At 68.5% G+C, this 25944-nt stretch carries 19 protein-coding genes and 2 pseudogenes; 7 read left to right on the plus strand and 14 right to left on the minus strand.

Annotated features, from left to right (window positions below):
* Window positions 1-370 (minus strand): AMP-binding protein (locus ACVCAH_RS34140; RefSeq protein WP_447140366.1); only part of this gene is annotated, 370 nt, incomplete at its 3' end.
* 1014 nt (window positions 371-1384) lie between these two features.
* On the opposite strand from ACVCAH_RS34140, the gene ACVCAH_RS34145 reads away from it, so the two are divergent.
* Window positions 1385-2482 (plus strand): glycosyltransferase family 2 protein, encoded by a 1098-nt coding sequence (locus tag ACVCAH_RS34145; RefSeq protein WP_447140367.1) that lies wholly within the window; start codon window positions 1385-1387, stop codon window positions 2480-2482.
* A gap of 289 nt (window positions 2483-2771) precedes the next feature.
* Here the strand turns inward: ACVCAH_RS34145 and ACVCAH_RS34150 are convergent, their stop codons facing one another.
* Complete coding sequence (locus ACVCAH_RS34150; protein ID WP_447140368.1) at window positions 2772-4094, minus strand: aspartate aminotransferase family protein; 1323 nt, start codon at window positions 4092-4094, stop codon at window positions 2772-2774.
* An 86-nt stretch (window positions 4095-4180) separates the two neighbouring features.
* On the opposite strand from ACVCAH_RS34150, the gene ACVCAH_RS34155 reads away from it, so the two are divergent.
* Window positions 4181-5146: a LysR family transcriptional regulator gene (locus tag ACVCAH_RS34155; protein WP_447140369.1), complete on the plus strand. Its 966-nt coding sequence runs from the start codon at window positions 4181-4183 to the stop codon at window positions 5144-5146.
* 74 nt (window positions 5147-5220) lie between these two features.
* Window positions 5221-5479, plus strand: a pseudogene (locus ACVCAH_RS34160) (transposase); the annotation flags it as partial.
* A 75-nt stretch (window positions 5480-5554) separates the two neighbouring features.
* Here the strand turns inward: ACVCAH_RS34160 and ACVCAH_RS34165 are convergent.
* The 9 genes from ACVCAH_RS34165 to ACVCAH_RS34205 all read right to left on the minus strand — a co-directional run bounded on the left by ACVCAH_RS34165 (window position 5555) and on the right by ACVCAH_RS34205 (window position 13231).
* Complete coding sequence (locus tag ACVCAH_RS34165; RefSeq protein WP_447140370.1) at window positions 5555-6169, minus strand: hypothetical protein; 615 nt, start codon at window positions 6167-6169, stop codon at window positions 5555-5557.
* A 190-nt stretch (window positions 6170-6359) separates the two neighbouring features.
* Window positions 6360-6863 carry a hypothetical protein gene (locus ACVCAH_RS34170; RefSeq protein ID WP_447140371.1) on the minus strand — a complete coding sequence of 168 codons (504 nt, stop codon included), beginning with the start codon at window positions 6861-6863 and terminating at the stop codon, window positions 6360-6362.
* A 90-nt stretch (window positions 6864-6953) separates the two neighbouring features.
* Window positions 6954-7430: a DUF4190 domain-containing protein gene (locus ACVCAH_RS34175; protein WP_447140372.1), complete on the minus strand. Its 477-nt coding sequence runs from the start codon at window positions 7428-7430 to the stop codon at window positions 6954-6956.
* Window positions 7427-7831 (minus strand): hypothetical protein, encoded by a 405-nt coding sequence (locus ACVCAH_RS34180; RefSeq protein WP_447140373.1) that lies wholly within the window; start codon window positions 7829-7831, stop codon window positions 7427-7429. Before ACVCAH_RS34180 ends, ACVCAH_RS34175 begins: the two co-directional genes overlap by 4 nt.
* Window positions 7828-10311: an AAA family ATPase gene (locus tag ACVCAH_RS34185; RefSeq protein WP_447140374.1), complete on the minus strand. Its 2484-nt coding sequence runs from the start codon at window positions 10309-10311 to the stop codon at window positions 7828-7830. The genes ACVCAH_RS34180 and ACVCAH_RS34185 overlap by 4 nt, the downstream gene beginning before the upstream one ends.
* Before the next feature lie 159 nt (window positions 10312-10470).
* The gene (locus ACVCAH_RS34190; RefSeq protein ID WP_447140375.1) at window positions 10471-11289 is read right to left on the minus strand and encodes an RNase H family protein; all 819 of its coding nucleotides are present in this window, start codon (window positions 11287-11289) and stop codon (window positions 10471-10473) included.
* Window positions 11290-11320: 31 nt separating this feature from the next.
* Window positions 11321-12055: a hypothetical protein gene (locus ACVCAH_RS34195; RefSeq protein ID WP_447140376.1), complete on the minus strand. Its 735-nt coding sequence runs from the start codon at window positions 12053-12055 to the stop codon at window positions 11321-11323.
* Between the two features lie 51 nt (window positions 12056-12106).
* On the minus strand, window positions 12107-12553 hold the full coding sequence (locus tag ACVCAH_RS34200) for a hypothetical protein (protein WP_447140377.1): 447 nt from the start codon (window positions 12551-12553) through the stop codon (window positions 12107-12109).
* Between the two features lie 144 nt (window positions 12554-12697).
* Window positions 12698-13231 (minus strand): DUF4352 domain-containing protein, encoded by a 534-nt coding sequence (locus ACVCAH_RS34205; RefSeq protein ID WP_447140378.1) that lies wholly within the window; start codon window positions 13229-13231, stop codon window positions 12698-12700.
* A gap of 99 nt (window positions 13232-13330) precedes the next feature.
* Here ACVCAH_RS34205 and ACVCAH_RS34210 point away from each other — a divergent pair, with 99 nt between their 5' ends.
* From ACVCAH_RS34210 to ACVCAH_RS34225, 4 genes are all read left to right on the plus strand, one after another.
* On the plus strand, window positions 13331-15238 hold the full coding sequence (locus ACVCAH_RS34210; protein ID WP_447140379.1) for an N-6 DNA methylase: 1908 nt from the start codon (window positions 13331-13333) through the stop codon (window positions 15236-15238).
* 216 nt (window positions 15239-15454) lie between these two features.
* Window positions 15455-16534, plus strand: a complete 1080-nt coding sequence (locus tag ACVCAH_RS34215; RefSeq protein WP_447140380.1) for a serine/threonine-protein kinase — start codon at window positions 15455-15457, stop codon at window positions 16532-16534.
* Between the two features lie 13 nt (window positions 16535-16547).
* A complete protein-coding gene (locus ACVCAH_RS34220) occupies window positions 16548-19349 on the plus strand; it encodes a helicase-related protein (RefSeq protein WP_447140381.1) in 2802 nt (933 codons plus the stop codon).
* The gene (locus tag ACVCAH_RS34225) at window positions 19346-24364 is read left to right on the plus strand and encodes a class I SAM-dependent DNA methyltransferase (protein WP_447140382.1); all 5019 of its coding nucleotides are present in this window, start codon (window positions 19346-19348) and stop codon (window positions 24362-24364) included. The genes ACVCAH_RS34220 and ACVCAH_RS34225 overlap by 4 nt, the downstream gene beginning before the upstream one ends.
* 204 nt (window positions 24365-24568) lie before the next feature.
* On the opposite strand, the gene ACVCAH_RS34230 is transcribed toward ACVCAH_RS34225, so the two are convergent.
* The 3 genes and pseudogenes from ACVCAH_RS34230 to ACVCAH_RS34240 all read right to left on the minus strand — a co-directional run.
* Entirely contained in the window at window positions 24569-24763 is a 195-nt protein-coding gene (locus ACVCAH_RS34230; RefSeq protein ID WP_447140383.1) for a DUF397 domain-containing protein, read from the minus strand.
* Entirely contained in the window at window positions 24756-25046 is a 291-nt protein-coding gene (locus ACVCAH_RS34235; protein WP_447140384.1) for a Scr1 family TA system antitoxin-like transcriptional regulator, read from the minus strand. Before ACVCAH_RS34235 ends, ACVCAH_RS34230 begins: the two co-directional genes overlap by 8 nt.
* Window positions 25047-25122: 76 nt before the next feature.
* Window positions 25123-25470 (minus strand): annotated as a pseudogene (locus ACVCAH_RS34240) (Scr1 family TA system antitoxin-like transcriptional regulator); the annotation flags it as partial.
* Between the last annotated feature and the right edge of the window lie 474 nt (window positions 25471-25944).

Below are 25944 nucleotides of genomic sequence, written 5' to 3' on the forward strand. Positions count from 1 at the left end.
CCGCGCCGGCCTTCCCCACGCCCAGCAGCGCCACGTACGTCTCGACCGAACGCTGCAACAGGATGGCCACCCGGGCGTCGCCCGCCACGCCGAGGGCGCGCAGGTGATGGGCCAGCCGGTTCGCGCGCCCGTCCAGTTCCCGGTAGGTCAGTCGCTCGTTGCCGCACTCGAGCGCGATGGCGGACGGATCCCGGTCGCAGGCGGATTCGAACACCTGGTGCAGCCGCCGCGTTCTCGTGACGGCGCCCTCGGCGGGAGGCCCGCCCACCGGATCGACGACCGGCGGGCTGACGACCACCGCTTCCGCCTCCGGACGACGCTCCGGTCGCCCGGATGGTGTGGACGCACTGATGTAGCCGACCTGCTCCACGGAAACGCAAACCTCCTGCACGACCACGCTCGAACCGCCTGGGCCATGCCGCGACCACCCGTGCGGACCCGGTCGGTCACCGGGAAGGTGGCACCGACAGATCCAGCGAAGCGTGAGTCAGGGCATATGCCGACAAAGACTCGCAAACAGTCATAATGTCGACGAGGCCTCACGAAGCTAGCAAAGGACCCTCACCGGCGTGACCCGAAACGCCGAGACCCGTCCAAGTGGCCTGAGTGATACCGCAGTCAGATGACTGACACACCAGGCAGATGACTGACGACGCAGTCAGTCGGCAACTCGCACCCGCACGGTGCCTAGTGGGGCAGACGCCGGCAGGGCTTCGCCCAATCCAGCCGGATCTTTGCTGTGTCGATGCACGCCGATCTCGACGGCCATGGTCAGCCTCGGGAGGAGCCACCCCGGATGAGACGCAGGCCCGGCACAGTGGTGGCCTTCGTATGGCTCGAGGTGGTCGGTATCGACGTGCCCTGGGTGTGGTGGCAGGGCGGGCATGGCCTCTCCGGAAGGTCATCGAGGTTCTCGAGGCCTTCTGATCTGCTGGCACTGCGGCCTTCATTGGATGATCCGGGCGGGCTGCGGCTGATCAGTCCCGATCAGCTGACTGGGACTGATCAGTCAATCAGGCCTCGTCACCTGCGCTGCGCATGGTCGTTGGGCGAGAAGCAGACTGATTAGTCCATCAGATGATTGCGACTGATCAGTCAAACAGCGTCCGTCACCTGCGCTGCGGCATGGTCGTTGGGCGAGAAGTTGTTGGTGCTGTAGGTAATCGCGTTGCTACCACGCCAATCCTCGCTCGTGCAGCACCTACGGCGTGGCTGGACGACGACTGGCCATGAACGATCGAGGAAAGGATGAAGGCGGTTGTCCGGCAACTTGCTCGCCATGCCTGGGGCTGGGCCGAACATCGCTGGGATCGGCCCAACCATGCACCGGCGACCTTGTGGGGGTTACTCTCGCGCTGATTGCCGGCGCAGCAAAAGGCACTCGATGAGGAGTAAGGCGGCTGCCGCCCGTGGCAGTGCCAAGGTACCTGGAAAGCTCGTAGTGCTGGTGCCTGCCCATAACGAGGCCCAAGGGATCGGCCAGTCAGTTGCCGCGCTGTTGCAGCAGACGTACCCGCCCACGCTCGTAGTGGTCATCGCTGACAATTGTCGGGACGAAACGGCTAGACTTGCCGCGCAAGCTGGCGCGCACGTCTTTACAACGTACAAGAATCAGCACAAGAAGGCGGGAGCGCTGAACCAGGCCCTGGTGCGACTGCTGCCGCTGCTTGCGATTGATGACTTCGTGATGGTTGTGGACGCCGATTCGGTCCTGGACCCCGATTTCTTGAATCATGCGGTAGCGAAGCTAACTGCTAATAGAAAGCTCGGCGCGGTAGGAGGCGTCTTCCGGGGCAGCTGTGGCGGCGGGTTCGTTGGCCACCTTCAACGGAACGAGTATGCCCGGTATGCCCGCGATGTTGCCCGGCTGAACGGGAAATGCCTGGTCCTCACAGGGACGGCTGCCATGTTCAGGGCAGGCACCCTGCAGGAGGTCTCGAAGGCGAGAATTAGTGGCAGGCTGCCCTCAGGTGACGGCGCCGGTGGTGTGTACGACACCACCGTTCTGACCGAGGACAATGAGATCACATTCGCATTGCTGCATCTCGGTTACGCGGTGCTTTCCCCCAAGGAGTGTTCACTAGTCACCGAGGTTATGGACACGTGGCGCGATCTCTGGAGACAGCGCCTTCGTTGGAAACGGGGGGCGGTAGAAAACTGCTTGCAGTACGGATTCACGCGAGTCACGTGGCGGTACTGGGGCAGGCAGCTGGTGACACTGTTTGGCGTACTCGTAACCTTCGCGTATCTGGGATCACTCGTGTATAGCGTAGTCACTTACGGCGGGATCAACATCCAACCGTTCTGGCTTGCGGTTACGGGCGTCTTCGTCGTCGAGCGAGTAGTGACTGTCCGCTACCGTGGCTGGAAGTACATGCTTGCTTCGGCAACAATGTATGAGTTGGTTCTTGACATTTTTCTCCAGCTCGTCCATACAAAAGCATATGCAGATTCGGTTTTTCGTCGAGAAAGGAACTGGTAACAAGAGATGTACAACCACGTGACTGCCCCTGCGGCTGCTGGTGCAGCTACTTCTGGTGGCCTGGCTGCTACCGGCGCCAACTCCCTCTGGGTCGTGCTGGCGGGGTTCGCTATGGTGACTGCGGGAGCGGCTCTGATGCGAATCGCTCCGAAGCTCCGCAGGTCACGGTAATCCCAAGCCTCTTGGTCGTTACCGCGCTCCCGCGGCCCAGGCCACCGCGCCCGCGGTGTACCGGCGGCGCCGCGGGGCGCGGCTCGACGCCGGCGCGGCCACGGCACGCCGCAGCAGGTCAGGCCGGCGCTGCCTCGCCGATCGCCTGGTCCAGGATTTCCAGACCGAGGGCCAGCTCCTCTCGCGTCGTCGTGAGGGGCGGTGCGATTCGGAAGGTGCCGCCCATGCCCGGCAGTTGCACGACGTTCATGTGGAGGCCGAGTTCTAGGCAGCGGCGGGTGACCTGGGCGCCGAGGGCGTCAGAACCTTCTCGTGTCTCCCGGTCGACGACAAGTTCGACTCCCTGCATCAGGCCGCGTCCCCGTACGTCTCCCACCACATGGTGCCGGTCTCGTATCTCAAGCAGGCCGGCGCGCAGGAACTCGCCGAGCTCCCGTACCCGTACGTCCATCTGCTCCTGTTCAAGCACGTCGAGCAGGGTGTTACCGACGGCGGCGACGAGGGGATCGGACACGTGTGTCGTATAGAAGAGGTAACCCAGCTCGTGTGCCCTCTGCTCGATCTCATCGGTCGTGATCACCGCGGCGAGCGGTAGTCCGGCGCCCAGCGTCTTGGAGAGCGTGAGGATGTCGGGCACGATGCCGTCGCGTTGGAAGGCGTACCACGTACCGGTGCGGCACAGGCCGGTCTGCGCTTCGTCGACGATCAGCAGCATGCCGCGCTCGCGGCACTTGCGCGCCAGGGCGGCGAAGTAGCCCGGCGGTGGCTCGATGATTCCGCCAGAGCTGAGGATCGGCTCGACGATGCACGCCGCGAGACTCCCCGACGACTGGGCATCGACGAGGGCGAAGCCGTAGTCGAGCTGTCGCTGCCAGTCCAGCTGGCCATCGGGGGTGCTGAAGTCGGGGCGGTACGGGTTGGGCGTGGGGATCGCGAAGTTTCCCGGCGGCGTAGGCCCGTAACCCTTGTGGCCGGCGCTGTACGTTGCGGCGGCCGCGGCGTGCGTCATGCCGTGCCACGACTGGGCGAAGGCGACGATCTCGTGTCTGCCCGTCACGAGCTTGGCCATACGGATGGCCGCCTCGTTCGACTCGGCGCCGGTCGTCAGCAGCAGCGCCTTCTCCAGTGGCGGGGGGAGGGACTCGGCGAGCCGGCGCGCGAGCTCGACGACCGGACGGGACAGCATGCCGCTGAACAGGTGGTCCAGGCTCGCGATTTGCCGCTGCACCGTTTGGACGATCGCGGGATGACAGTGGCCGAGAATGGCGCTCATCTGACCTGAGGTGAAGTCCAGGATCTGCCGGCCGTCGGCGGTGTACACGAAGCTTCCAGCCGCGCGCTCGATGATCTCGGGCGTGAACGGAGCGCCGTAGCGCACCAGATGACGGTCGGCGTCAGACCAGAACTGATCGGCGGGAGCCTGCTCAGCAGTCAGCGTCATGAGCCTCACGATAGGGCCGTTCGTTGTGCGCGAATAGCTGAAACTTCTGACTACACTGTGCGGAAATCCTGCACAAGGAGTTCCCGATGCGGCTCAACACAGCGCGCCTGGAGATGCTCAGCCTGCTGGACAGCCTCGGCACTATGCGAGCCGTCGCCGCGGCTCTGCACATGAGTCCGTCGGCGGTGTCAGCGCAGCTGGCGGTCCTGGAGGCGGAGGCCCATGCCGAACTCCTGCGGCGCACCGGCCGCCGCGTACAGCTCACGCCCGCCGGGCGCACGCTCGCCCGGCACGCCCGCATCATCCTCGACCAGATCAAGGCCGCCGAGGCCGACTTACAGAGCCTCTCCGGACAACCAACGGGACCGGTACGCCTCGCGGCTTTCTCCAGCGCCGTACGCGCCGTCGTCATTCCGCTCGCCGCGCGGATGCGGCAGGCGTATCCGAAGCTCGACCTAGAGGTCTCCGAACTCGACCCGCAGGCAAGCCATCCGGCCCTGCGCCGCGGCGACTACGACATCATCGTGACCGCGGACTTCATCGACGGGTCCATGCCGCTGCATCCTGACGTGCACACCATCCCCCTGCTTACCGACGCCATCGTGCTCGTGATGCCGCCGTCGCAGGCTGCGTCGGACGCGCCGGCGGACCTGGCCGACTTCGCCGACGCTGGCTGGTCCATCGATATGCCCGGCACGTACCTGTCCAACCTTGTGACGAGCACCTGCCGGCAGGCCGGATTCGAACCGATCGTGGCTGGCCGCTTCGCCAGCTACGAGCTTCTTCTGGCGCACATCGAGGCAGGCCTGTCCGTGTCGCTCCTGCCCGAGCTGGCCGTCGATCGTCGCTACCACGTCGCCACCCGCCCGCTGCGCCGACCGCTGACCCGCCAGGTCTACGCGGCCGTTCGCAGCCGATCAACTCTCACCACGGCGAGCCAGATCGTCCTGGACGAACTATGCGACCTCGCAACGACGTCCGCTCACGACTGGCGCGACCGGTCCAACCGCCAGCCGCGGACGGCCAGATGGGACTGTACAAATGACGGCTGATCGACCGATCAGGGGAGAGACGCCAGATGACGACCGAGATCACCTTGGGGCAGGAGCCGGCCATGGGGCCGGTGGCTGCGGTCCCGGATGAGCAGTTGATCGCGATGCTGGTCGGTCGGGTTCGTGGTGACGGGTTGAAGCTGACCGGTGAGGGTGGGCTGCTGCAGCAGCTCACGAAGCGGGTCCTGGACTCGGCCCTGGATGGTGAGATCACCGATCACGTCGGCTACGACAAGCACGATCGGGCCGGGTCGGGGTAGCGGGACCACGCGCAACGGCAGCCGGACCAAGACGCGTGTCTTGCCCGCGAGCGCGGGCGGCGAACGAGACCGATAAGGCGATGGGCGGCTCCCCCCGCTTTCGCGAGCAGTGGGCACGTGCGGTGGCGAGCCGTGGCCTCTACAGGGACTACTTGACCGCCCATCGGGGCGCGACCGGCTCATCCTCCGGCGCGTACTCCACCGCCACGGGCCGCTTGTTGCTCGGCACAGGGAAGGTGATCCAGCCGCGCACGCAGCGACCCGGGGCAAGGAGCTTCTCACCCCACGGGTACTCCGGTTCGGGGAACTGGTTGTAACCCGTGGACGACGCCTCGATCTGCGTATCGTCGGCGTACACGAGGGTCCAGGGGCCGTGGGACACGGAGATGCCCTGCGGGTAGGTCTTACCGGCACACACCTTGACGTCGGCGGCACCCCACACGTAGCCGGCCTGCTCGTCCGGGCGGGGCGCTCTCCTCGCGACCGGCTGCCTGTACGCATACACAGTGGCGACGGCGCCGCCGTCCGCAGTGGTGACCGACTTGCCCATCGGGCGGGGTGCGTACGGGTCGACTTGCTGGCTGGTACTCGCGGTCGCGCTCGGCGTGCTGCTCGGGACCGCGGCCGTCGGGTTGCTGGCCGCCGTGGTCGCGGCAGCCGCCGGCGACAGCCCGGCCTGATCGTCGTCGCCACAGCCGCCGACGGTGACGGTGACGAGCAGCGCGACGGCGACAGTGGCTCGGCGGATGATCTTCTGCTTCACGATGCCGGTTCTCCTGGTCTGGATGGTGGAGCTGATCGCGGTTGACGGTGGTGATGCCGTGCCCACCCGCTGTTGGTGACTGTGGTTGTGGCCGGTCAGCCGAAATGGATCGGGCAGTACCCGTACCGGCGGGCGTGGCGCGCGCCGACCGCCCAGGTCGGCCAGATCTCTTCGATCGCTGGTGGTCGGCTCACGGGTGCCGATGGTGCTCGTCGCGTCGGCGGGCTACGTCCAGCAGGTCGTCGAGGGCCTTCCGCGACCGGCCGGTGGCCGTGGCGAGCGCCCCGAGCGGGTCGGCGTGCCCGCGGCTGGCCAGGTCCTCGAAGACGGCGAGCAGTGCCGATTCGAAACCGTCAGTCGCCGCGCCCCGGGCCCGGGCCAGCTCGGCGAGCCGTCCTTCGACGTACTGCCGCACCATCACCTGGTACGCCCCGACGCTCGGCAGCTCGTGGAACTCGGCCACCATGCCGTCGACCTTCCGTCCCACCCGGCGCAAGACCTCCGACGTGACGCCCTCCTCGCGAACCTCGGGCGCCGCGTCGTCGGCGACGCGGATGACGACGTCGTCGGGCCCCGTGATGCTGGTCGACTCGGCGTCGGTCTGCCAACGCGCGGTGATGACGTAGCCAGCGTGCTTGCGGGACAGCTCAGCGGCCCGATCGGACACTGCGGAGTCGTGACGCTCCTGAGGCATGGGTAGACACCTGTGCTTTCCGGCGCCGTCTGGCGCCTCGTTGGCCGGCCGCGGTGGCGGCCGGCGTCGTATTTGTTGCTGTGACGAGATTCAGGGGGTCGCCGAAGGAGTGACCGCGCCCATGGCGCTGCCGAAGAACACCATGATCGTGAAGGCGATCATCGGGCCGACGAAGACGTAGCCCATGACGAGACCGGCGACCGCCAGGCCGTGGCCCGACCTGGTGCCGTCCCGGGTTTCCCGCAGGGCGAGGTGGCCGAGGATGACGGCGAGGATGCACGGCAGCCCGAACAGGCACCAGCCGCCGAGCACGCCGAGGATCCCGAGCACCATCGACGCCGTCGCCATGCCCGACGTGAGCGGCGGCTGCACCGCCACCCGTTGCGCCGCGGGCGGGTAGCCGCCGGGCTGGTAGGGCACGGCGGAGACCGGCGGGTACGGCCCCGGGACGCCCGAGACCGGCGGGTACGGCCCCGGGACGCCCGAGACCGGAGGATACGGTCCCGGGACGCCGGAGACCGGCGACTGCGGGCGGTACGGGTCGTGGCCGGGCTGCGGGTAGGTCATCGTCCGGGTTCCGTTCTTCCGTCGAGTCGGGTGAGCAGGGCGCTCACCTCGGTGTGCAGGCGACGCAGCTCCGCCGCGGTGGGCGCCAGCTCGTAGCAGTGGTGGTGCGCGGCGGCGGAGAGCGTGGCCCAGGCGAACGCCACCCGCCGGGCGGTTTCCGAACCCGGGCCGAGCCGGCCGCGCAGCATCAGCTGCTTGGCGCGGCCCTGCCGGCAGGCGGCCACGGTCGGCTTGACCCGCCGCCAGTAGGCGTCGATGCCGCCTTCGAGGGCGAGCCGGATCAGGCAGGCGCAGGCCCGCGGCCACCAGCCGGCGGTCACCGCGGCGGCGCCGAGCACACCGGCGCCGCGCAGCAGCTGGTCGGCCGCCGCCAGGCAGTGCTGGGGCGTCGGCGCGGTCACGACAGCGCCGCCGCGAGCAGACGGGCGTCCGCGACCAGTCCGGGCAGGTCCGCCAGGTACGCCCCGTGCACGCCTTCCCGGCACGCCTTGTACGCGTTCACCGCCCGCGAACCGTGCCGGCGGCTGAGCCAGCCGAGCACGTCACCGCCCCGGTCGGCGTCGTCGAAGACCGCCAGCGCGAGGATGGTGGTGAGCCGCCGGGAGGCCGCCTCGATCGCTTTCTCGATGTCGCCGTGCGGAACACCCCGCCCGACCTGGGTCCGCCAGATCACCCGGTGGCAGGCGGCCTCCAGCGTCGAGCGGCACAGCTCCGCCACCACCGGCCCGCGCACCTCCGCGGCGATCTCCTCGTTGCGGGCCAGCGCGTACGCGTCGTCCAGATGGCGGGTCACCGGATCGGAGGCGGGCCGTAGCGTCACCACCGACCGCTCCGCGCGGGTTACCTCGACGATCCGGGCGTCACCGAGGCCGAGGCGGGTGACCGCGTCGGGCAGCCGGGTGTCGTGGGTGAAGACCACCACCTGCCGCTGCTCGGCGAGCGCGGCGAGCACCCGGGCCAGGCCGTCCACCTTGGCCGGGTCCATGCTTTGCACCGGGTCGTCGACGACGATGAACCGGAACGGGCTCTCCGGCGCGCAGCCGCGCGGCAGGAACGTCGCCAGCCCGAGGGCGTGCATCTCGCCCTGGCTCATCACGCCCAGCGCGGTGCCGTTGTCGGCGCCGTCCACGCTCACCGGGAACACCACCCGCCGCCGGGTGTTGGTGCCCGCGAGGGTCATCGCACCCAGCTCGACGTTGCTCTCCTGGCGAAGCTGCGCCCAGATCCGCTGCGAGTGCTCTGCGAACGGCGCCACGCGCTCGTTGCGCAGCTGCGCCGCGGTGGTCTTCAGCCAGGCCCGCGCCGCCTTCAGCCGGGTGAGGGTCGCCTCCCGCTCCGGCAGGCCGGCGGCGGCGTCGACCCAGGACCGCAGCTCGGCCGCCGCCCGCCGCCACCCGGTGTCGCGCTGCCGCAGAAATGCCTCGGCGTACGCGCGGGCGGCCCGCGCCGCCGCCATCACCGTCGGGTACCGCGCGGTGAGGTGCGTCGCCAGTTCCGCGGGCTGACCGGGTACGTCCCGCAGCGCGGCCACCGCCGTACGCAGCCCGTCGAGCGGCGTCTCCGGCATCTCGCCGTCGGGCACGATGATGTCGTCGACCAGGTGGCGCGCCTGGCGCAGCAGCGCGTCCAGCCGGGCGGCCGCCGCCTGGGCGGCGAGGCTCCGGTCCCGCAGCTGCGCCAGCGACCCGGAGGCGGCCTTGTGCCAGTCCCCGTCGAGCGTGCCGGTCGTGCAGACCGGGCAAGGGCCGTCTCCGGCGTCCTCGTGGTGCTCGATGGCAAGGCGGAGCAGCTCGGCGCTGCGCAGCGCCGCCCGCGACCGTCCGCCGTCGTGCCGCTGGGCTTCCGCGGCGGCCTCCACCAGCTTGGCGGCGAGCCGGGTCACCTCCTCTGGCGCGGGCAGGGTCAGCTCGACCAGATCCCGGCACAGCAGCAGCGGCCCGTCGGCGGTGACCTCCTCCGGCTCGTCGCAAACCGCGGTCAGCGCCGCGAGGTCGACCGCGCCCCGGCCGTCGAGCAGCACGCCGGCCCGCCGCGCCCGGTCGTCGGCGATGCCGGCCAGGCTGGCGACGAGGGCGGAGCGCTGCGCGCGTACCTCCTTGATGGCCGCCTCGACGGGCCGGGCGGCGGCCATCAGCCGCTGGTCGGCCTCGGTGATCGCCTCCAGGCCGAGGATCGCGGAGATCGCGTCGAAGAGCTGGCTCTGCGTGCCGGCGGTGAGCCGGCCCAGCTCGGCGGCGGTGAGGAACGGCCGGTACAGCGCCAGCGGCCGGGCCAACCCCAGCTCGGCGAGGTCGCCGTGGCGACCCCGTTCGCTGCTGACGGTGACCTCCGCGTCGGCCAGCGCCGCCCCGACCGGCCACGACCGGGTCACCGTCACCGGCTTCGCCACGCCGTCGACCCGCAGCTGCACCACGATCCAGCACGGGTCGGGGGCGTGCAGGTTGCGCCACCCCGTACGCCAGACGCTGTTGCGGTCCGCCCACCGCGCGCTGTCGCCGGTCAATGCCAGCTCCACCGCCTCGGCGAAGCTCGACTTGCCGGACCCGTTGCGGCCGACCACCAGGGTGAGGCCCGGACCGGGGTCGATCTGGAGCGTGCGTTCCGGGCCGACGCCCCGGAACCCGGCGACGGTGACGGAAGAGAGCCAGATCTGCTCTCTCGACCCTTCGTCGGCCGAGGGGCCCGGGCCGATGCTGGTCTTCCCGCCATGGAGGGCGGCGGCCAGGTCGGCCTCGCCGCTGAGCGCGGCGAGGACCAGCTCAGCGGTCTGGTCAGGCACGTCTTCGGTGGTGAGCCGGTCGAAGATCAGCTCGACGAGGGGTTCGGTGCGGTACGCGGGAAGGGGTGGTGCCGTGGGGGAGGGCTGACGGGGGATCGGCATGGTCGCCTCCAGGCGCGTGGGCTCCGCGGGCCGGCAGCGGCGCCGGCCCGCCCGGGGGAGCGGTGGAAGAGATTGCGGATGCTGTCGAGCTGATGTCGGGAACGGATCAGGTGCGGTGCGGCACCGGGTCGAGCTGCCCCGGCTGTGCGACCAGAGGCGTCAGTGCGGGACGGTTGCGTGCCAGTCGCGCAGGAACGCGTCGACCAGGGCGTGCGCCCGCGGGCGTACGTCGAAGGACTCGCCGAGCCGGCGACGCGCCATGTGCGACAGGGCGTCGGCGGCCTCGTTCAAGGCGTGGCCTGAGTGCCCCTTCACGTGGGCGAAGGACAGGTCCGGTCGCCGGCTCACCAGCTCGGCGAGCCGCACCAGCGTGGGCTGGGCCGACCACCTGCGCGGCCGCAGGCTGTATCCGGCGGGAATGGCCTCGGTCTCGCCGGCCTGCCAGCGGTGCAGGTACCGCAGGGCGGCCAGGCTGTCCAGCAGCACGGTCATCCCCGACGGCACCCCGTCATACGCGGCAAGCAGGAACTCGACCGCGCGCAGCTCGTTGATCAGGACCCGCGAGTATCCCGTCGGGTCCATCCGGCCGGTGCCCCGGCTGCGCAGGCCGTAGTGGCCGTCGCTGACGACGTACCCGATGCCGCCGGCGCGTCCCTTCCAGCTCGCGTCGGTGGCGGCGACCAGGTCGACGCACGCCCCGGCCCAGCGGCCGACCCGACCGTGGCCGCGCTGCTGGTCCGGCTGCGGCCGGCACGCCGAGCCGTGCCGGAGGGCCTGCTGCTCCGCCGAGTCGAGCAGCTGCCCGGCGGAGCCGAGCTCGTCGTAGACCGCGGCGGTGAGGGCCAGGCGGACGTCGTCGCCGATCCGCTGGCAGTCCGCGCACCGGGTCACCGGGGCGTAGGCGCGCAGCGCGACCGCACGCTCGTGCAGGGGAGTGGGGAGCAGGTCCAGGGCGTGCAGGACCTCATCGGGACGCACGACGCCTCCTGACGTCTCATGAGGGAATGGGTCAGAGGACCTTGATCGAGTCGACCTGGAGCAGCGGCACGGTCGTCTCGCCGCCGATCTGGGTGCCGTAGCTGAATGAGCTGAGCACCATGACCTTGGCGCGGAAGATGTCGTCCTCCACCAGGTTGTCCAGGGCCGCCGCCGACCCGGTCAGGAGCGTGTTCGTCTCGTAGTCCCACTCGTCGGCCATCCGCCGGTGCGCGACGTCCGCCCGGAAGGTGCCGACACCCGTCGCGGCGTCGAACTGGGTAACCACGCCATAGACCACGTAGGTCTCGCCGATGTACGCGTCGGGGTTCTTGGCGATGAGCTTCCACTGCCGCTCGCTCAACGTCTTATAGGACGGCGGCTTCGGCTTCGGCGGGGGAGTGGTCTTCGTCGGCGACGGCGCCGCGCTGGTCGGCGCGGCCGTCGAGGGGGCGGCAGTGGTCGGAGCGGCCGTGGTCGGGGCGGCGGTGGTCGGCGACGCCGAGCTGCTCGCGCTGGCAGCCGAGTCAGCGTCGGTGGCGGCAACCGCCCCGATGGCCAACCCAGCGGTGAGGGCGATGACGAGGGCGAGACCGCCGACCGCCCAGACCTGGACGTTGGAGCGCTTGGTCGGCGTCGGAGCCGGCGGCGACGCGGTCTGAGACAGTTCGGGGTCCGGGGTGAGGTTTTCCAGCGGTACGTGAGACTGGGCGGCGGGCGGCGTGGGTGTGGCCGGCTGCTCGGGCATCGGAGCGGTGGGATCGCTCATGGTGGCTTCTCCTGCTGATAAGGGGAACTGAGCTGTCGCTCGCTGTTCGGGTCAGGGGATGGACAGCGTGAAAGGACCGTTGTCGGTTCTGGTGGTGAAGCCGAAGGCATCGACCTTGTAGAGCTCGTCGTCGGGCACTCGAAAGGTCAGTTGCGCTGTGCATCTGTAGTTCCCGATGTCAGCGCTCCCGGTGACCTCGCCATCAAGGGGCAGGGACTCCGCGGCGAGGACGGTCCCGCCAACGTCGGAGACGGTGACGCTCTGATTCGGGAAGGGCTTGAAGCTGTCGGAGAAGGTGCAGCTTGAACCGCCCATGTTGGTGCAGTACAGGCCGTTGGTGCAGTGGATGGTGACGTCGAGAGTCGCGAGGCGAGGCGGGGTAGGGCTGGCCGCAGCAGGGCTGGCGGCAGCAGGGCTCGCGGGAGCACGGCTGGCCGCAGCAGAGTCGTCGGAGGCAGGCTTGGTGCATCCGGCGAGGCCCAGGGCGGCAATGAGCAAGAAAGCGGTGACAATCCTTCTCACGGAGGAAGAGCCCTTCTGAGCGGGAAGCTCGGGTGCGAATGGTTGGCGTTGATGGGTGCTGAAGGCGCCTGGGGCTATCGGGACGGGCGGCCTTGCCCGCCCCGATAAGCGGCGGAAGGGTCAGCTCAGCGCGACGGTGACGCCGCCGGAGAACATCGAGTCGTGGAGCTCGAGCTTGGTGAGCTTCACGTTCTTCGGGATGTCGAAGACGAACACACCGGTCACCTGGTTGCCGGGGTTGATCTCCTCGAAGAAGGTGCTCTGCTCCTTGTTGGCGTAGAGGCCGGCCTCGGTGTCGGACGAGTACTCGGTGCCGTCCGCGGTGTAGGCCTTCTGGCTGCTGCCGTCAAGGGTCTGCGGCTCCTTGCCGATGTTCTTGACGTTGATCGTGATCAGGCAGAACTGCCCCTGGGCCTTGTCGCCGAGCATCGAGGTGCCGACCTTGGCGACGCCGCACTTGGCCGACTTCACCGTGAACTCGAACTTCCCGTCCCGGGCCGGCTGGCCGATCTTGGCGGTCTTCGCCGCCTTCTCCTCGCCCTTGGCGGCGTCCTCGCCGCTGCCGGAGCTGCTGGCCGTGTCGGTGGCCCCGGAGCCGCAGCCCAGCGCGACGACGGCGGTGGCGATCAGGGCGAGAGTGGTGGTCTTGCGCATCGTTGTCCTCCTGGTGTGAACGTTGCGGCGTCAATGAGAGCATCGTCTGTGAACTCTGTCAACACACATGATGCTTGACAGGTGTGACACACTTCGGAGGTGCAGGTGAACCCGACCATCACGGCAGCGGAGATCGCCCGGCTCGCCGGGGTGGGTCGCGCCGCCGTCAGCAACTGGCGGAAACGCCATCCCGACTTCCCGACCCCCGTAGGCGGCACCAGTGCCAGCCCTGAGTTCGACCTGGCCGAGGTCGAGCAGTGGCTGCGCAAGCAGGGCAAGCTTCCCGAGCTGTCCCGGGCCGACCGGCTCTGGCGCCACCTCGCCGCAGTCTCGGAGAGCCCGGCGACCGCGCTCGCCGCCGTCGGCGCGCTGCTGCTCGCCCGGCAGCGCGGCGAACGACCACGCCGCCTCGACACACCTACCGCCGACCTGCGACCCGAGATCGAGGCGCTCGCCGACGAACTCGGACCGCAGGCCGCGTTCGACGAGCTCTGGCAACGCTTCTCCTCACCCGGCCCCGGCCGCCCCTTTGCCACCCCCGACGAGCTGGCCGATCTGATGGCCGCGCTCGCCGGTGTCGGCGGCGGCTCCGTGCTCGACCCCGCCACCGGCTCCGGCGCCACACTGCGGGCCGCCGTCCGCGCCGGCTGCACCTCGGCCTACGGGCAGGAGCTCGACGAGGACCTCACCAAGCTGGCCGGACTCTGGCTTGCCCTGCGGGAGGTACCCGGCGAGGTGAGCCCCGGTGATTCGCTCCGGGCCGACGCTTTCGCCGGGCGCACGTTCGACGCAGTGGTCTGCCACCCCCCGTTCGGCATCACCACTTGGGGCAGCGAGGAACTCGGCTACGACCCCCGCTGGGAGTACGGCGTCCCGCCGCGTACGGAACCGGAGCTGGCCTGGGTGCAACACGCCCTGGCCCACCTGCGCCCCGGCGGGCATGCCGTCCTGCTGATGCCGCCCGCTGCTGCCGGTCGACGCGCAGGACGCCGGATCCGCGCCGAGCTGCTGCGCCGCGGTGCGCTGCGTGGCGTCGTCGCGCTGCCCAGCGGCGTGGCCGCACCGCACGGCGTACCACTGCATCTGTGGGTGCTGCGACGGCCCGCGGCCGACGCGCCCGCACCGGCACGGGCGCTGCTGGTCGACGCCTCCGAGGGCGACCTCGCCGAGCTGTCCGCGCGGGTCCTCGCCGCTTGGCGGGCCTTCACCGCCACCGCTGACGGCGAGGTCGAGGAGGCCGGCTTCGCCCGTGCGGTGCCGATCATCGAGCTGCTTGACGAGGACGTCGACCTCACCCCCGCCCGCCGCCAACCCACCGTCGCGGGCGAGCAGAGCAGCGAGCACCTGGCACGCACCAGAGAGCGGCTGGCCGCCATCGTCGGCGACCTGCCGGCGCTGATGCCGCAGGTCACGCTCACGCTCAACGGCGCGGCGCCGCTCACCGTCACGGTCGCCGAGCTGGCCCGCAGCGGGGCGCTGCAGCTGATCGGCCCGGTCCGCGCCGGCTCACCAGCTGAAGGCAGCACGTCGACGCCGGTGCTGACCGTGCCGGACGTGCTCGCCGGCGCGGAGGCGTCCGGTGAGGTGGACGAGCGGTTCGGGCAGGTGATCCCGCTTGCCGTCGGCGACGTGGTGGTGCCGATGATCGCCCGCACCCTCACCGCCCGGGTGATCACCGCCGCGGGGGCGCTACTCGGGCGGAACCTCTACCTGCTGCGGCCCAACCCGGCGGCGCTCGACCCGTGGTTCCTCGCCGGGCAGCTGCGGACGTCGGCCAACGAGAAGCAGGCATCGAGCCTGTCGGGCACGCTGCGCTTCGACATCCGGCGGGCCCAGGTGCGGCGGCTGCCCCTCGATGAGCAGCGGGCGCACGGCGAGGCGTTCCGGCGGCTCGACGCCTTCGAGTCGGCTATGCGACAGGCGGCGACGCTGGGGGAGGAGCTGATCCAGCTCACCGCCGACGGCCTGGCCCGCGGTTCACTCCGACCGGACGATAGTGCGTGCTGAGCCGGGTGATGGCGGCCTCACGTGTCGCTACTCGGCCACGTAGCCAACGCCCTCGCACGTCTCGTCATACTCGCGAGACCCGGGAAGGATGAAAGTTGCGGTGTGTAGTAACCGCCGTCCGGCTGCTAGCACCCTGATCGGTGCGCGTTGTACGGTCATGCCTCCGTCGGGTGTGGGGCCCGCGGCCAGCGCATCAGCGCAGGTGGGTGTCATCGCGTGGGGGGTCTGATGGCGCTGGAGAAGGTCGGCGAGTACGAAGTGGTCCGGCCGCTCGGCTCAGGCGGCATGGGAACCGTGTACTTCGCGGTGTCGCCTACCGCCGACCGGGTCGCGCTCAAGGTGATCAAGAAGGAGCTGCTGGCGGACGCCACCATGCGGGAACGGTTCGCCGCCGAGGTGGAGAGCCTGAAGCTGGTGTTCGGGTCCCGGGTCGCGCGCCTGGAGGACGCCGACGCCGCGGGTGACCCTGCCTGGCTGGCTGTCGAGTACGTGCCCGGTGCGACACTGCGCCAGCACGTCGACGCGAAGGGTCCGCTCTCGCTCCCGATGGCCGCGATGGTCGGCGCGATGCTCGCCGACGGGCTGCTCAGGGTGCACCAGGTCGGGCTCCTGCATCGTGACCTCAAACCGCAGAACATCATCCTCGGCCCGGACGGCCCGAAGCTGATCGACTTCGGCTTGGCGGTGCTGATCGACCGCGAGCACTACCTGACCGAAGCCGGCGCGCTCGTCGGCACGCCCGCCTACATGTCACCGGAGCAGGTCCGGGGCGAGCGGGACCTGACGGCGGCCGTCGACATCTACGGCCTAGCGGCCACACTGGTCTTCGCCCTCACCGGTCACGGCCTCTATCCGCCGACCAACTCTTGGAACCTCCTGCTGCGGATCACCGAACCGACCGACCTGCCCGACCTTTCCGGCGTGCCGGGCGAGCTGGTGCAGTTGCTCGGCGCCATGCTGGCCCACGACCCGACCGCCCGGCCCGGGCTCGACGACGTCCGTTCCCGGTTACTCGCGGTCGCCTCCACGAGCAGCGGCATGACCGCCCACGACCTGCGCCAGGAGGTCGCCGCCCTCACCTACGACGGCGACACCGAGTTGCTGGTCCCGCCGGGCCTGGTCGACCCGAAGGGGGACCCGGAGGACCAGCCCGTCGTCGAGGAGGAGAGTACGGCGGAGGTGCCGGAGACGGCACCGACGAAGGTCGACCCCGAGCGGCCCGCCGACCAGCGCCCCGACGTGACCTGGCTGGTCGAGAAGATCCGCCGCCAGTACGCCCGCCGCTCGACCCTGTAGGAAGGCTTCACCGATGACCACCTCCCAGGAGGCCACGTTCGCCCCGGGCTCCCGCATCGTCGTCCGGGACGAGGAATGGCTCGTCCGCAGCGTGAAGACCGGCACCGCGGACGGCACCATGATCAAGGCCGTCGGCGTGTCCGAGTTCGTGCAGGACGTCGAGGCGACCTTCTTCACCGCCTTGGACGACATCCAGGCGATGCGTCCCGAGGAGACCGTTCTGGTCCGGGACACCTCCTCGCGGTTCCGGCAGAGTCGGCTGTTCCTGGAGGCAGTGCTCCGGCGTACGCCGCTGCCCCGCACCGAACGAGGCCTGGCGCTGGCCGACCGGTTCCTGCTCGACCCGCTGACCTACCAGCAGCGTCCGGTCGAGCTGGCGCTGTCCGGGCTGCGGCCGCGGATCCTGCTCGCCGATGTGGTCGGCCTGGGCAAGACCCTGGAGATCGGGCTGATCCTCGCCGAGCTGATCCGTCGCGGCCGGGGCGACCGCATCCTGGTCGTCTCCCCACAGCAGGTCCTTGAGCAGTTCCAGCGGGAACTGTGGACCCGGTTCGCCATCCCCCTCGTCCGGCTCGACTCGACCGGCATCCAGCGCATCCAGCAGGAAATCCCCGCCGGGCGGAACCCGTTCACCTACTTCAAGCGGGCCATCATCTCCGTCGACACCCTCAAGGACGCCGGCCAGTTCGGCCACCACCTCGACGCCACCACCTGGGACGTGGTGGTCATCGACGAGTCACACAACCTCATCAACAAGGGCACCAAGCGCAACGAGCTGGCCCGGCGGCTCGCCGCGAAGACCGACGCGCTGCTGCTGGCCAGCGCCACCCCGCACAACGGCAACAGAGAATCCTTCGCCCAGCTGATCTCGCTGCTCGACCCGGCCGCCATCGCCAACGAGAAGGAGTACGAGGCCAAGGACATCGCCCACCTCTACCTGCGCCGCACGAAGATCAGCCCGGAGGTACGCGACCAGATGGGCGACCGCTGGGCCGACCGCGGCCCGTCCCAGGCGGTGCACTGCCCGGCCAGCCCGATCGAGGAGCAGATCTTCGACGAGCTGACCGACGTGTGGCTGGCCGGCAAGTGGAGCGACGAGGCGATCACCGGCCAGCACCGGCTCTTCCCGTACACGCTGTTGAAGTCCTTCCTCTCCTCACACCGCGCGCTGCACGAGACGGTGACCAACCGGCGGAAGAAGGCCACCGGCACCGAACGGAAGGCGCTGGACCGGCTCGCGGAGCTCACCTCGGCGATGACCCATCGGGACTCCAGCAAGCTGCAGAAACTGGTCGAGGAGCTGAAGATGATCGGCGTCGGCAAGGGCAGCGACACCCGGGCCGTCGTCTTCTCCGAGCGGGTGCCCACCATCAAGTGGCTTGCCGAGGTGGTCCCGGGCATGCTCGGCCTAAAGCCGAACGCCATCCGGGTGCTGCACGGGGGCGTTGCGGACCAGGACGAGCAGCGGATCCTGCAGGAGTTCGAGCTGGCCGGCAGCGAGGTCCGGCTGCTCTTCACCGGCGACGTCGCCTCCGAGGGCGTCAACCTGCACCAGCAGTGCCACCACCTGATCCACTACGACATCCCGTGGAGCCTGATCCGCATCGAGCAGCGCAACGGCCGCATCGACCGGTACGGGCAGAAGCACCAGCCGCAGTTTCGGGCGCTGATCCTCACCTCCGACCGCGAGGACTCCAAGGACGACCGTACGGTCGCCGAGAAGCTGCTCCAGCGGGAGGAGAACGCCCATCGCAGCCTCGGCAGCGTCGAGGCCGCGACCGGCCTCTACGACGCGAAGGCCGAGGAGGACCGGTTGGTCCGCGACCTGCTCAACGGCAAGACCGTCGACGAGTCCTACGAGACCGCCCACGCCGAGATCGACGTGATGGCCGACCTCTTCGGCGAGATCGGCACCGCACCCGTCGCCGCCGACGTGGCGCAGGCCCGGGTGCCGAAGCTCTTCGACTCCACCCACGACTTCGTCGACGCCGCCCTGCACGAGATCTACGACGACCGGCCCGAGGACCACATCGACCTGCGCCGCGAGGACGAACTGCTGACCTTCCTCGCCCCCGACGACCTCGTGCACCGGCTCACCGACCTGCCCCGCTCCTACCTGCGCGCCCACCGCGAGGGCGAGGACCTGCGGCTCAAGGTCACCTTCGACCGCAAGCTCGCCCAGCGCAAGCTCGACCAGGCCCGGCAGAGCCGGACCCCGATGTGGCCGGAGATCGCCTTCCTCAGCGACGTGCACCCGATGGTGGACTGGCTGGTCGACAAGGTGCTCATCCGCCTCGGCCGCCAGCAGGCGCCGGTGCTCACCGCCGACGTGACCGCGCCGACCTACTTGATCCAGGGCGTCTACGCAAACCGCCTTGGCCAGCCGACCGTGGTGCAGTGGATGGCCGTCTCCGACCTGCCCGCCTCGCCGGAGATTCGGACGATGGACGAGGTGCTGCGCGAGGCCAACGTCGGCCCGTCGATGGTCAACCGTGCCGAGGCCGTCGCGCTCGAACCGCTCACCCAGCTCCTGCCGCAGGCCGTCGAGGTCGCCCGGGAGTATTTGGAGGGCAAGCGCGACGAGTGGGCGGAGGCCAACGCCGAGCCGCTACGGAAGTACCGCCAGCAGCTGACGCACTTCCAGCAGGCCAGCATCATCGACGAGCTGTCCGCGCCGCACCGTGAGAAGCGCCGCCAGCGCGTCCACGCCACCGTCCAGGAGCAGCACGACCTGCTCGACCGCCTGGAAACCGCCGGCGACCCGCTGCTGCGGGTGCTCGCCGTCCTCGTCCCGTCCCCGGAGAGTGCAGCATGAGTTTCGAGTCGCTGACCAACCGCGGCGAGTACCTCTCCGCGCACTACCTCGCCGAGATTCTGCCCACCACCCTCAAGGGCGGCCTGCTCAAGCAGTGGGCCGAGCGGGAGAATTCCGGCGAGCCGACCCCCCGCACCGGGCTGCGTGGCCTGCGCCGGCCGTACTTCGACGCCAAGACGGAGCTGGCCGACGACGAGTTCTTCGACCCGGAGCGGCTGCACAAGCTGCACCAGGAGCTGCTCAAGGCGCTCGGCTTCGAGCCGCAGCCACAGACCATCACCGTCGAGCGGGCCGGCCACGACCACGAGATCCGCGTTGCCCACGCCGAGTTGGGCATCGCCCACGGCATCGTCGCGCTCGACTGCGGCTGGGCCGTCGACACCGAGGCCGCCCAGGACCCGGACGGCGCCGGCCGCCTGCTTGACTCGGTCACCCTGCCCGGCAACGAGACCATCGAGACCGGCGCGAAGCTCGCCTCCTGGCTCTTCGCCGCCGAGAGCCCGCCCCGCTACGTGCTCATCCTCAGCGGTGGGGTGGTCACCCTCGCCGACCGGGCAGCCTGGGGCGAGGGCCGCTACCTGGCCGTCAGCCTCGACACCACCTACGCTCGGAACGACGACAAGGAGTACGACGTCGTCGCGGCCCTCTTCGGCGCCGACTCGCTGCGCCCGCCCGCCGAGGGCGGAACCGAGCCCCTCGCCGACCTGGTGGTCGGCTCCCGGCAGCACGCCGTCGGCGTGTCCAGCGAACTCCGCGAGGGCCTGAAGGTTTCCGTCGAACTCATCGCCAACGAGGTCCTCGACCGGATCCGGCAGGCCGGCTACCAGCCGCAGCAGGTGATGGAGCTCGACGAGCTGGCCAAGGAACTCGGCCGGGAGGCGCTGCGCTACCTCTACCGGATCCTGTTCCTGCTCTACGCCGAGGCCCGCCCCGAGCTGGGCGTACTGCCGGTCAACGACCCGCAGTACGTCGAGGGCTACAGCCTCGCCCGCATCGGCGACCTCGTCTCCCGCCGGCTCGCCCCCTCCGCCGAGGGCGGCTTCCACCTGTACGAGTCGCTGGACCTGCTCTTCCGCATGGTCAACGAGGGCCACCGCCCGCGCGGCGGTGCCGAGGTCGACGACAAGGCCAGCGAGGGCGAGGGCCTGCGCTTCGAGCCGATGCGCTCGGACCTGTTCCTGCCGGAGAAGACCAAGCTCATCGGCCGGCTCATCCCCGTACCGGGCAGCGACCCCGACGACCCCGACGGCCCGAAGATCGACACCCGGCTGCGCAACAAGGTCCTCTACGAGGTGCTTCGCCGGCTGATGCTCACCAAGGGCGGCAAGAAGCGCCGCGGCGGCTTCATCTCGTACGCCCAGCTCGGCATCAACCAGCTCGGCGCGGTCTACGAGGGCCTGATGTCGTACACCGGGTTCGTCGCCACCGAGCAGCTCTACGAGGTCGCCAAGGGCGGCGACCCCAAGGACGGCTCGTGGATGATCCCCGCCTCCAAGGTCGACGACTACGACGACGGAGTCTTCGTCTACAAGGAGGATCCGTACACCGGCGTCCGCAGCCGGGTCAGCTACCAGCCGGGCCAGTTCGTCTACCGGCTCGCCGGCCGCGACCGGCAGACCAGCGCCTCCTACTACACCCCGCAGTCGCTGACCGAGGTCACCGTCCAGCTGGCCCTCAAGTACCGCCTCGACCAGGACGGCACGGTCACCGCCGCGCGGGAGCTGCTGGACTGGACGATCTGCGAGCCGGCGCTCGGCTCCGGCGCGTTCCTCAACGAGGCGATCAACCAGGTCGCCGCCGAATACCTGCGCCGCCGCCAGAAGGAACTCGACACCACCCTCGACCCGGAGCAGTACCACCTCGAACTCCAGCGGGTGAAGGCATACATCGCGCTGCACAACTGCTACGGCGTCGACCTCAACCGCACCGCCGTCGAGCTGGCCGAGGTGTCGCTATGGCTCAACGTCATGCATGCCGGCCTCCAGGCGCCCTGGTTCGGCCTGCACCTCCAGCGCGGCAACTCCCTCATCGGCTGCGGCCGCAAGCTCTACGACCCTAAGCAGCTCGCCGACAAGTCGTGGCTCACCACCGCCCCGGCCGAGAAGCCATTCCGGGATGGGCCGATCGACGAGGGCAGCACCCACCACTTCCTGCTCCCCGCCGACGGGTGGGGCGCGGTCGCGGGGGAGAAGGAGGCCCGCGAGCTGGCCCCGGAGGAGACCGCCAAGCTCAAGGCATGGCGTACGGCGATGAAGCGCGTGCCGTCCGCCAAGGGGAAGAACTCGCAGGTCAAGCGATTGCAGGCGCTCGCCCGGCGGGTCGAGTTCCTGTGGGGCCTGGTACAGCAGCGGCTCGCCATCTCCGAGCGGGAGATCCGCCGCGACATCAAGGTCTGGGGCGCCGGTGGCCTGCCGCCGGTGAAGGAAGCGGTGGCCCGGGAGAAGATCCTCGCCGACCTGACCGCGCCCGGCACGCCGTACTGGCGGCTCAAGACGCTGATGGACGTGTGGTGCGCGCTGTGGTTCTGGCCGCTCGACAAGGTCGGCCTTCTCGACGGCTCAGACCCCGCGTACCCGGCCGCACCGGTCCAGGTGTCGCACGTCAGCGAGGTACCGGCGTACGACGAACCGGTGGTCTACGAGACTGCGGACATCTTCGGCAACGTGGAGCCGCAACAGACGAAGCTGCCGACCAAGCCGACCGGCACCCGGCGGATGAGTGTGGCGGAACAACTCCGCCAGCAGGTACCTCTGACCAACCTGAACGACTGGCTTACCTTCGCCGAAGCCCTCATCGGCCGCAGCGAGGCGGACGAGGACACGGAAAGGTTCTATGGCAAGAAGCTGACGAGCCTGAGCGAAATGAGCGAGTTCGAGCAGAAGCTCGACGGCGTCATCGGCGTCGACTCACCGTGGATGTTGTCCGACCGGTTCCCTTGGCTCCTCGCCGCCCACCAGATCGCCGACCAGCAGGGCTTCTTCCACTGGGAACTCACCTTCGCCCAAGCCTTCGCCAAGGGCGGCTTCGACCTCCAAGTTGGCAACCCGCCGTGGGTGCGGCCGAGGTGGGATGCATCAGCAGTACTTGCTGAGTCGGATCCTTGGTTCAAGCTCACGGAAAAGGCGTCTGCGCAGGCGAAGGCGGCACGCGCGAGCGCTGTCTTAGCGAATCCCGTCGCCATAGTGAGTTTGAGAAGTGAGAGAGAACGAATCAGCGGGATGGTGGCGTTCTTTGGAGCCGCGCAGGTCTTCCCGCTTCTAGTCGGGACCCAACCCGACCTGTACCGCTGCTTCATGTGTCGAGCGTGGTCGAATTCCTCGCAGAGCGGCACTGTTGGGCTTATACATCCAGACACGCACTTCATCGGAGAGAAAGAAGCGTCACTGCGAGCCTCTGCGTACTCTCGTTTGAGAGTGCACGGGGACTTTGTAAACCCGGGACACCGGTTCTTCCCGGAGCCGGTGGGTGAATCAAGTCATTTCGGTGTCCACATTTACGGCAGTCCTGGGGAAATCGGTTTCGATCATCTTACCTGGCTCTTTTCGGTTGATGCTTTTCGCCTCTCATTCGAGCATGATGGATCAGGGGAGCCGCCAAGTGTGCGGTTTAGGGGAGTTCTCGATGAACGACCACATCGTGCTCGCATTATTAGAGTCGATCGAAATGTTCTCGCCCAATGGCAGCGGCTCGCAGGCGACACTGGTCGACCCGTCGAGCATGCCCGTTTGCTGTCTCCGGTTAGCACCGCCGAAAGCTCGGCAATCCGTGCCTTGTCTAATTGGTCGGTCCGGCTCGAGAGTTTCCTCCCTCAAATCTCCAGGGGATTCGATGAAGCTGGGGCGAAGCAGGCGGGCCTCATGGACTACGCCTTGTCGGAGCCGGGCGATTGGTCTGAGGTTATCCTCAAGGGTCCTCAGTTGGGCGTGGCGACGCCGTTCTTCAAGGGCCCTAATCCCGGTAGCAACGACGTCTTGGGGGCTAATCTGGTGGAATTGCCGGAAAATGCAGTTCCTGCAACGGAGTATCGCCGCCGTATTGATATCCAGGAATATCGAGGTCAACATGACCGCTGGATCGACTACGAGTTCTTGGATCGGCTGAAGAGTTCGGCTAATGAGGTTCAAGAAGCACGTGCGGCTCTTGCGGACTCACTGCACTGTATGGCAAAAGACGTGTCGCAAGAACAAGTTGAGCGCTTCCTTTCGGAGCGGGCTACGCGGCCCTACACCGAATTCTTTCGCCTCGCCTGGCGAGAGATGATTGCTCCAGACACGGAACGTAGCTTGTATGCGGCGCTGCTGCCGCCGGGTCCAGCGCACGTGAACGCGGTGCGAAGTGCGGCTCTTCGAAGTCGGCGCCTCACTACCCTGGTGGCGGGTTTTTGGGCTTCGGTTCCTGTTGATTATTTGTTGCGGGTGCTCGGTGTTGGGCATCTTGACGTCTCGAATGCCCGGCGAATGCCGGCTCCTAGCCTTCCGCATCCACTCGCCAATGCCCTATTGCTTCGCACACTGCGCCTCAACTGCCTCACGAGAGCGTACTCTGAGTTGTGGAGTGAGTTGTACGACGACGCATTGCGAAGTGAGGAATGGGTGCTGGCATGGGATGGGCTTGAACCGCTGGGATCCGTCGGCTCAAAGTGGGACTACTCGACACCGTTGAGGACCGAGAAGGCGCGACGCGCCGCCCTCGTTGAGTTGGACGCACTGGTGGCCGTGTGGCTCGGCGTGGACGCTGACTCCCTTATTGCAATGTATCGATCGCGCTTTCCCGTCATGAACAGGTTCGAGGAGGCCGTATGGTTTGACTCCGACGGCTGGAAGATTGCCGGGAATCATCGTGCCCATGGGCAGCGCCAAAAGAGAGAAGATTTTGCGCGGTTGCAGGCGCACTTGGCGGCTCCGGATAAAGAGCCTGCCCCGGAGGGTTTCGTTGGCCCGTTCTGCAGGACTGACCGTGAGCGGGAAATGCGTGAAGCCCATAAGGGATTCATGGCGCGGCTTGACGCCGAATGACACCGGAGAGCCGAGGTCGCCGCACCCGGAATGCGGAACTAGATCCCCTGGCCGCTCTGCCGCTGGGTGTGGCAGAGATTGGCGGCAGCCACCCTCACCAGGTCGAGCCGAGGATGTGACCTGATGGCGGCACGCTGCCTGGTTCCAGATTGAATGACGAGAGCGCGCAGGCCGGTCGGCCGGGCGCGCTCTCGTCTGCGTGCGTCAGTTCGCGGGTTTCATTGATTGGGCGAAGCAGGTCCAGGCTGCGGGAGAGAAGGTAAGGGTGGGCCCGGCCGCGTCCTTGCTGTCGCGTACGGCGACGAGGTCGGGCAGGTTGTCGGCGACTTCCACGCAGTTCCCGCCGTTGTCGCCGCTGCGGGTGCTCTTGCGCCATTGGGCGCCAGTCAGCTCAGTCATGGTGGACCTCTCCAATGATCTTGCTGATGAGTTGCCTCGATTGTTGCTCATCGAGGGCCAGTGACGTGAGGCTCGCCCACACCTCTTCGTAGATGGCGAGCTCTTCCTCGCGGTCGAGGTAAAGAGCCCTTGTCAGCGACTCGCTGTAGATGACCGAGGGGTCCGGCTCCACCCGGTGCCGGAGCGGGAAGTCCAGCATGACGAAGGGACCAGCGACCGCCCCGAAGTGCAGACCGGCGCTGAGGGGAAGCACCCGCACTGAGACGTGCGGGAGTCCGCCCACGTCGAGCAGGTGTCGGTAGCTGTTCCGCCATCGTGGCCGGGTTGCCGACAACCCGGAGGAGAACTGCCTCGGAGAGAACGGCCTCGAACCGCGGTGCGGCTGGAAGGCGGCGTTCCAGGAGCGCCTGACGCTGCAGTCGAACCTCGACCAGCCGCTCCCGTTCGTTCTCGAAGATGCGGGAGCGGTGCTGGTACACGCCACGGGCGTAGCCCTTGGTCTGAAGTAATCCGGAGATCAGGGTGTCCTCGTACTCACGCAGCCGTGATGCGGCGGATTCCAGGCCGACGTACAGCTCGAACCAGTCGGGGATGGCGTCGCCGTACGAGTGCCACCAGCCCTTGGCCTTGGTTTCGTTGGCCAAGGCGGTGCCGTCGGCCATCCGCCACCCCTCTCCGTGTTGCACTTTGTTAAATCCGGAAGCCATCGGTGAAACGTGGAACTGTTGCCCGGGAGTTGATTTGTCCGGGTGCCGTGCTCAAAGAGCGGTTGCGCGTCTGACCATACAAGACAACCCCGATAACAGTCATGACCGTGCAATTCCCATGCCGCCGGGTTGAATGGGGAGCCATGAGCGTTGGGGTCGGGCCCTGAATGCCCGGTCAATCCCCGGCAAGAATCGGTCTACGGTGGACGTACGGCTGAGGTCTCGCGCTCGGAAGATCGATAGGTTGGCGGGCATGTCGTACCGGAGCTACACCGCCGATGGAAGCTACTGGACCGTGCGCAAGCACGGCTCGACCTACTGGGTCGTGCGCATTAGCCTCGGCCCTTCGTTATGGGCTGTCCAAGGAGTGGACCGAAAACGAAGAAGTGCCTTCTGATCAGGGAAAATAGGGCTTGTCGAGAGTCCTGTTAACCCGTCACGGAAGGCACTTGCTGGGTGAAGGCTACCGCAACA

It is taken from the genome of Micromonospora sp. LZ34, assembly GCF_052981855.1.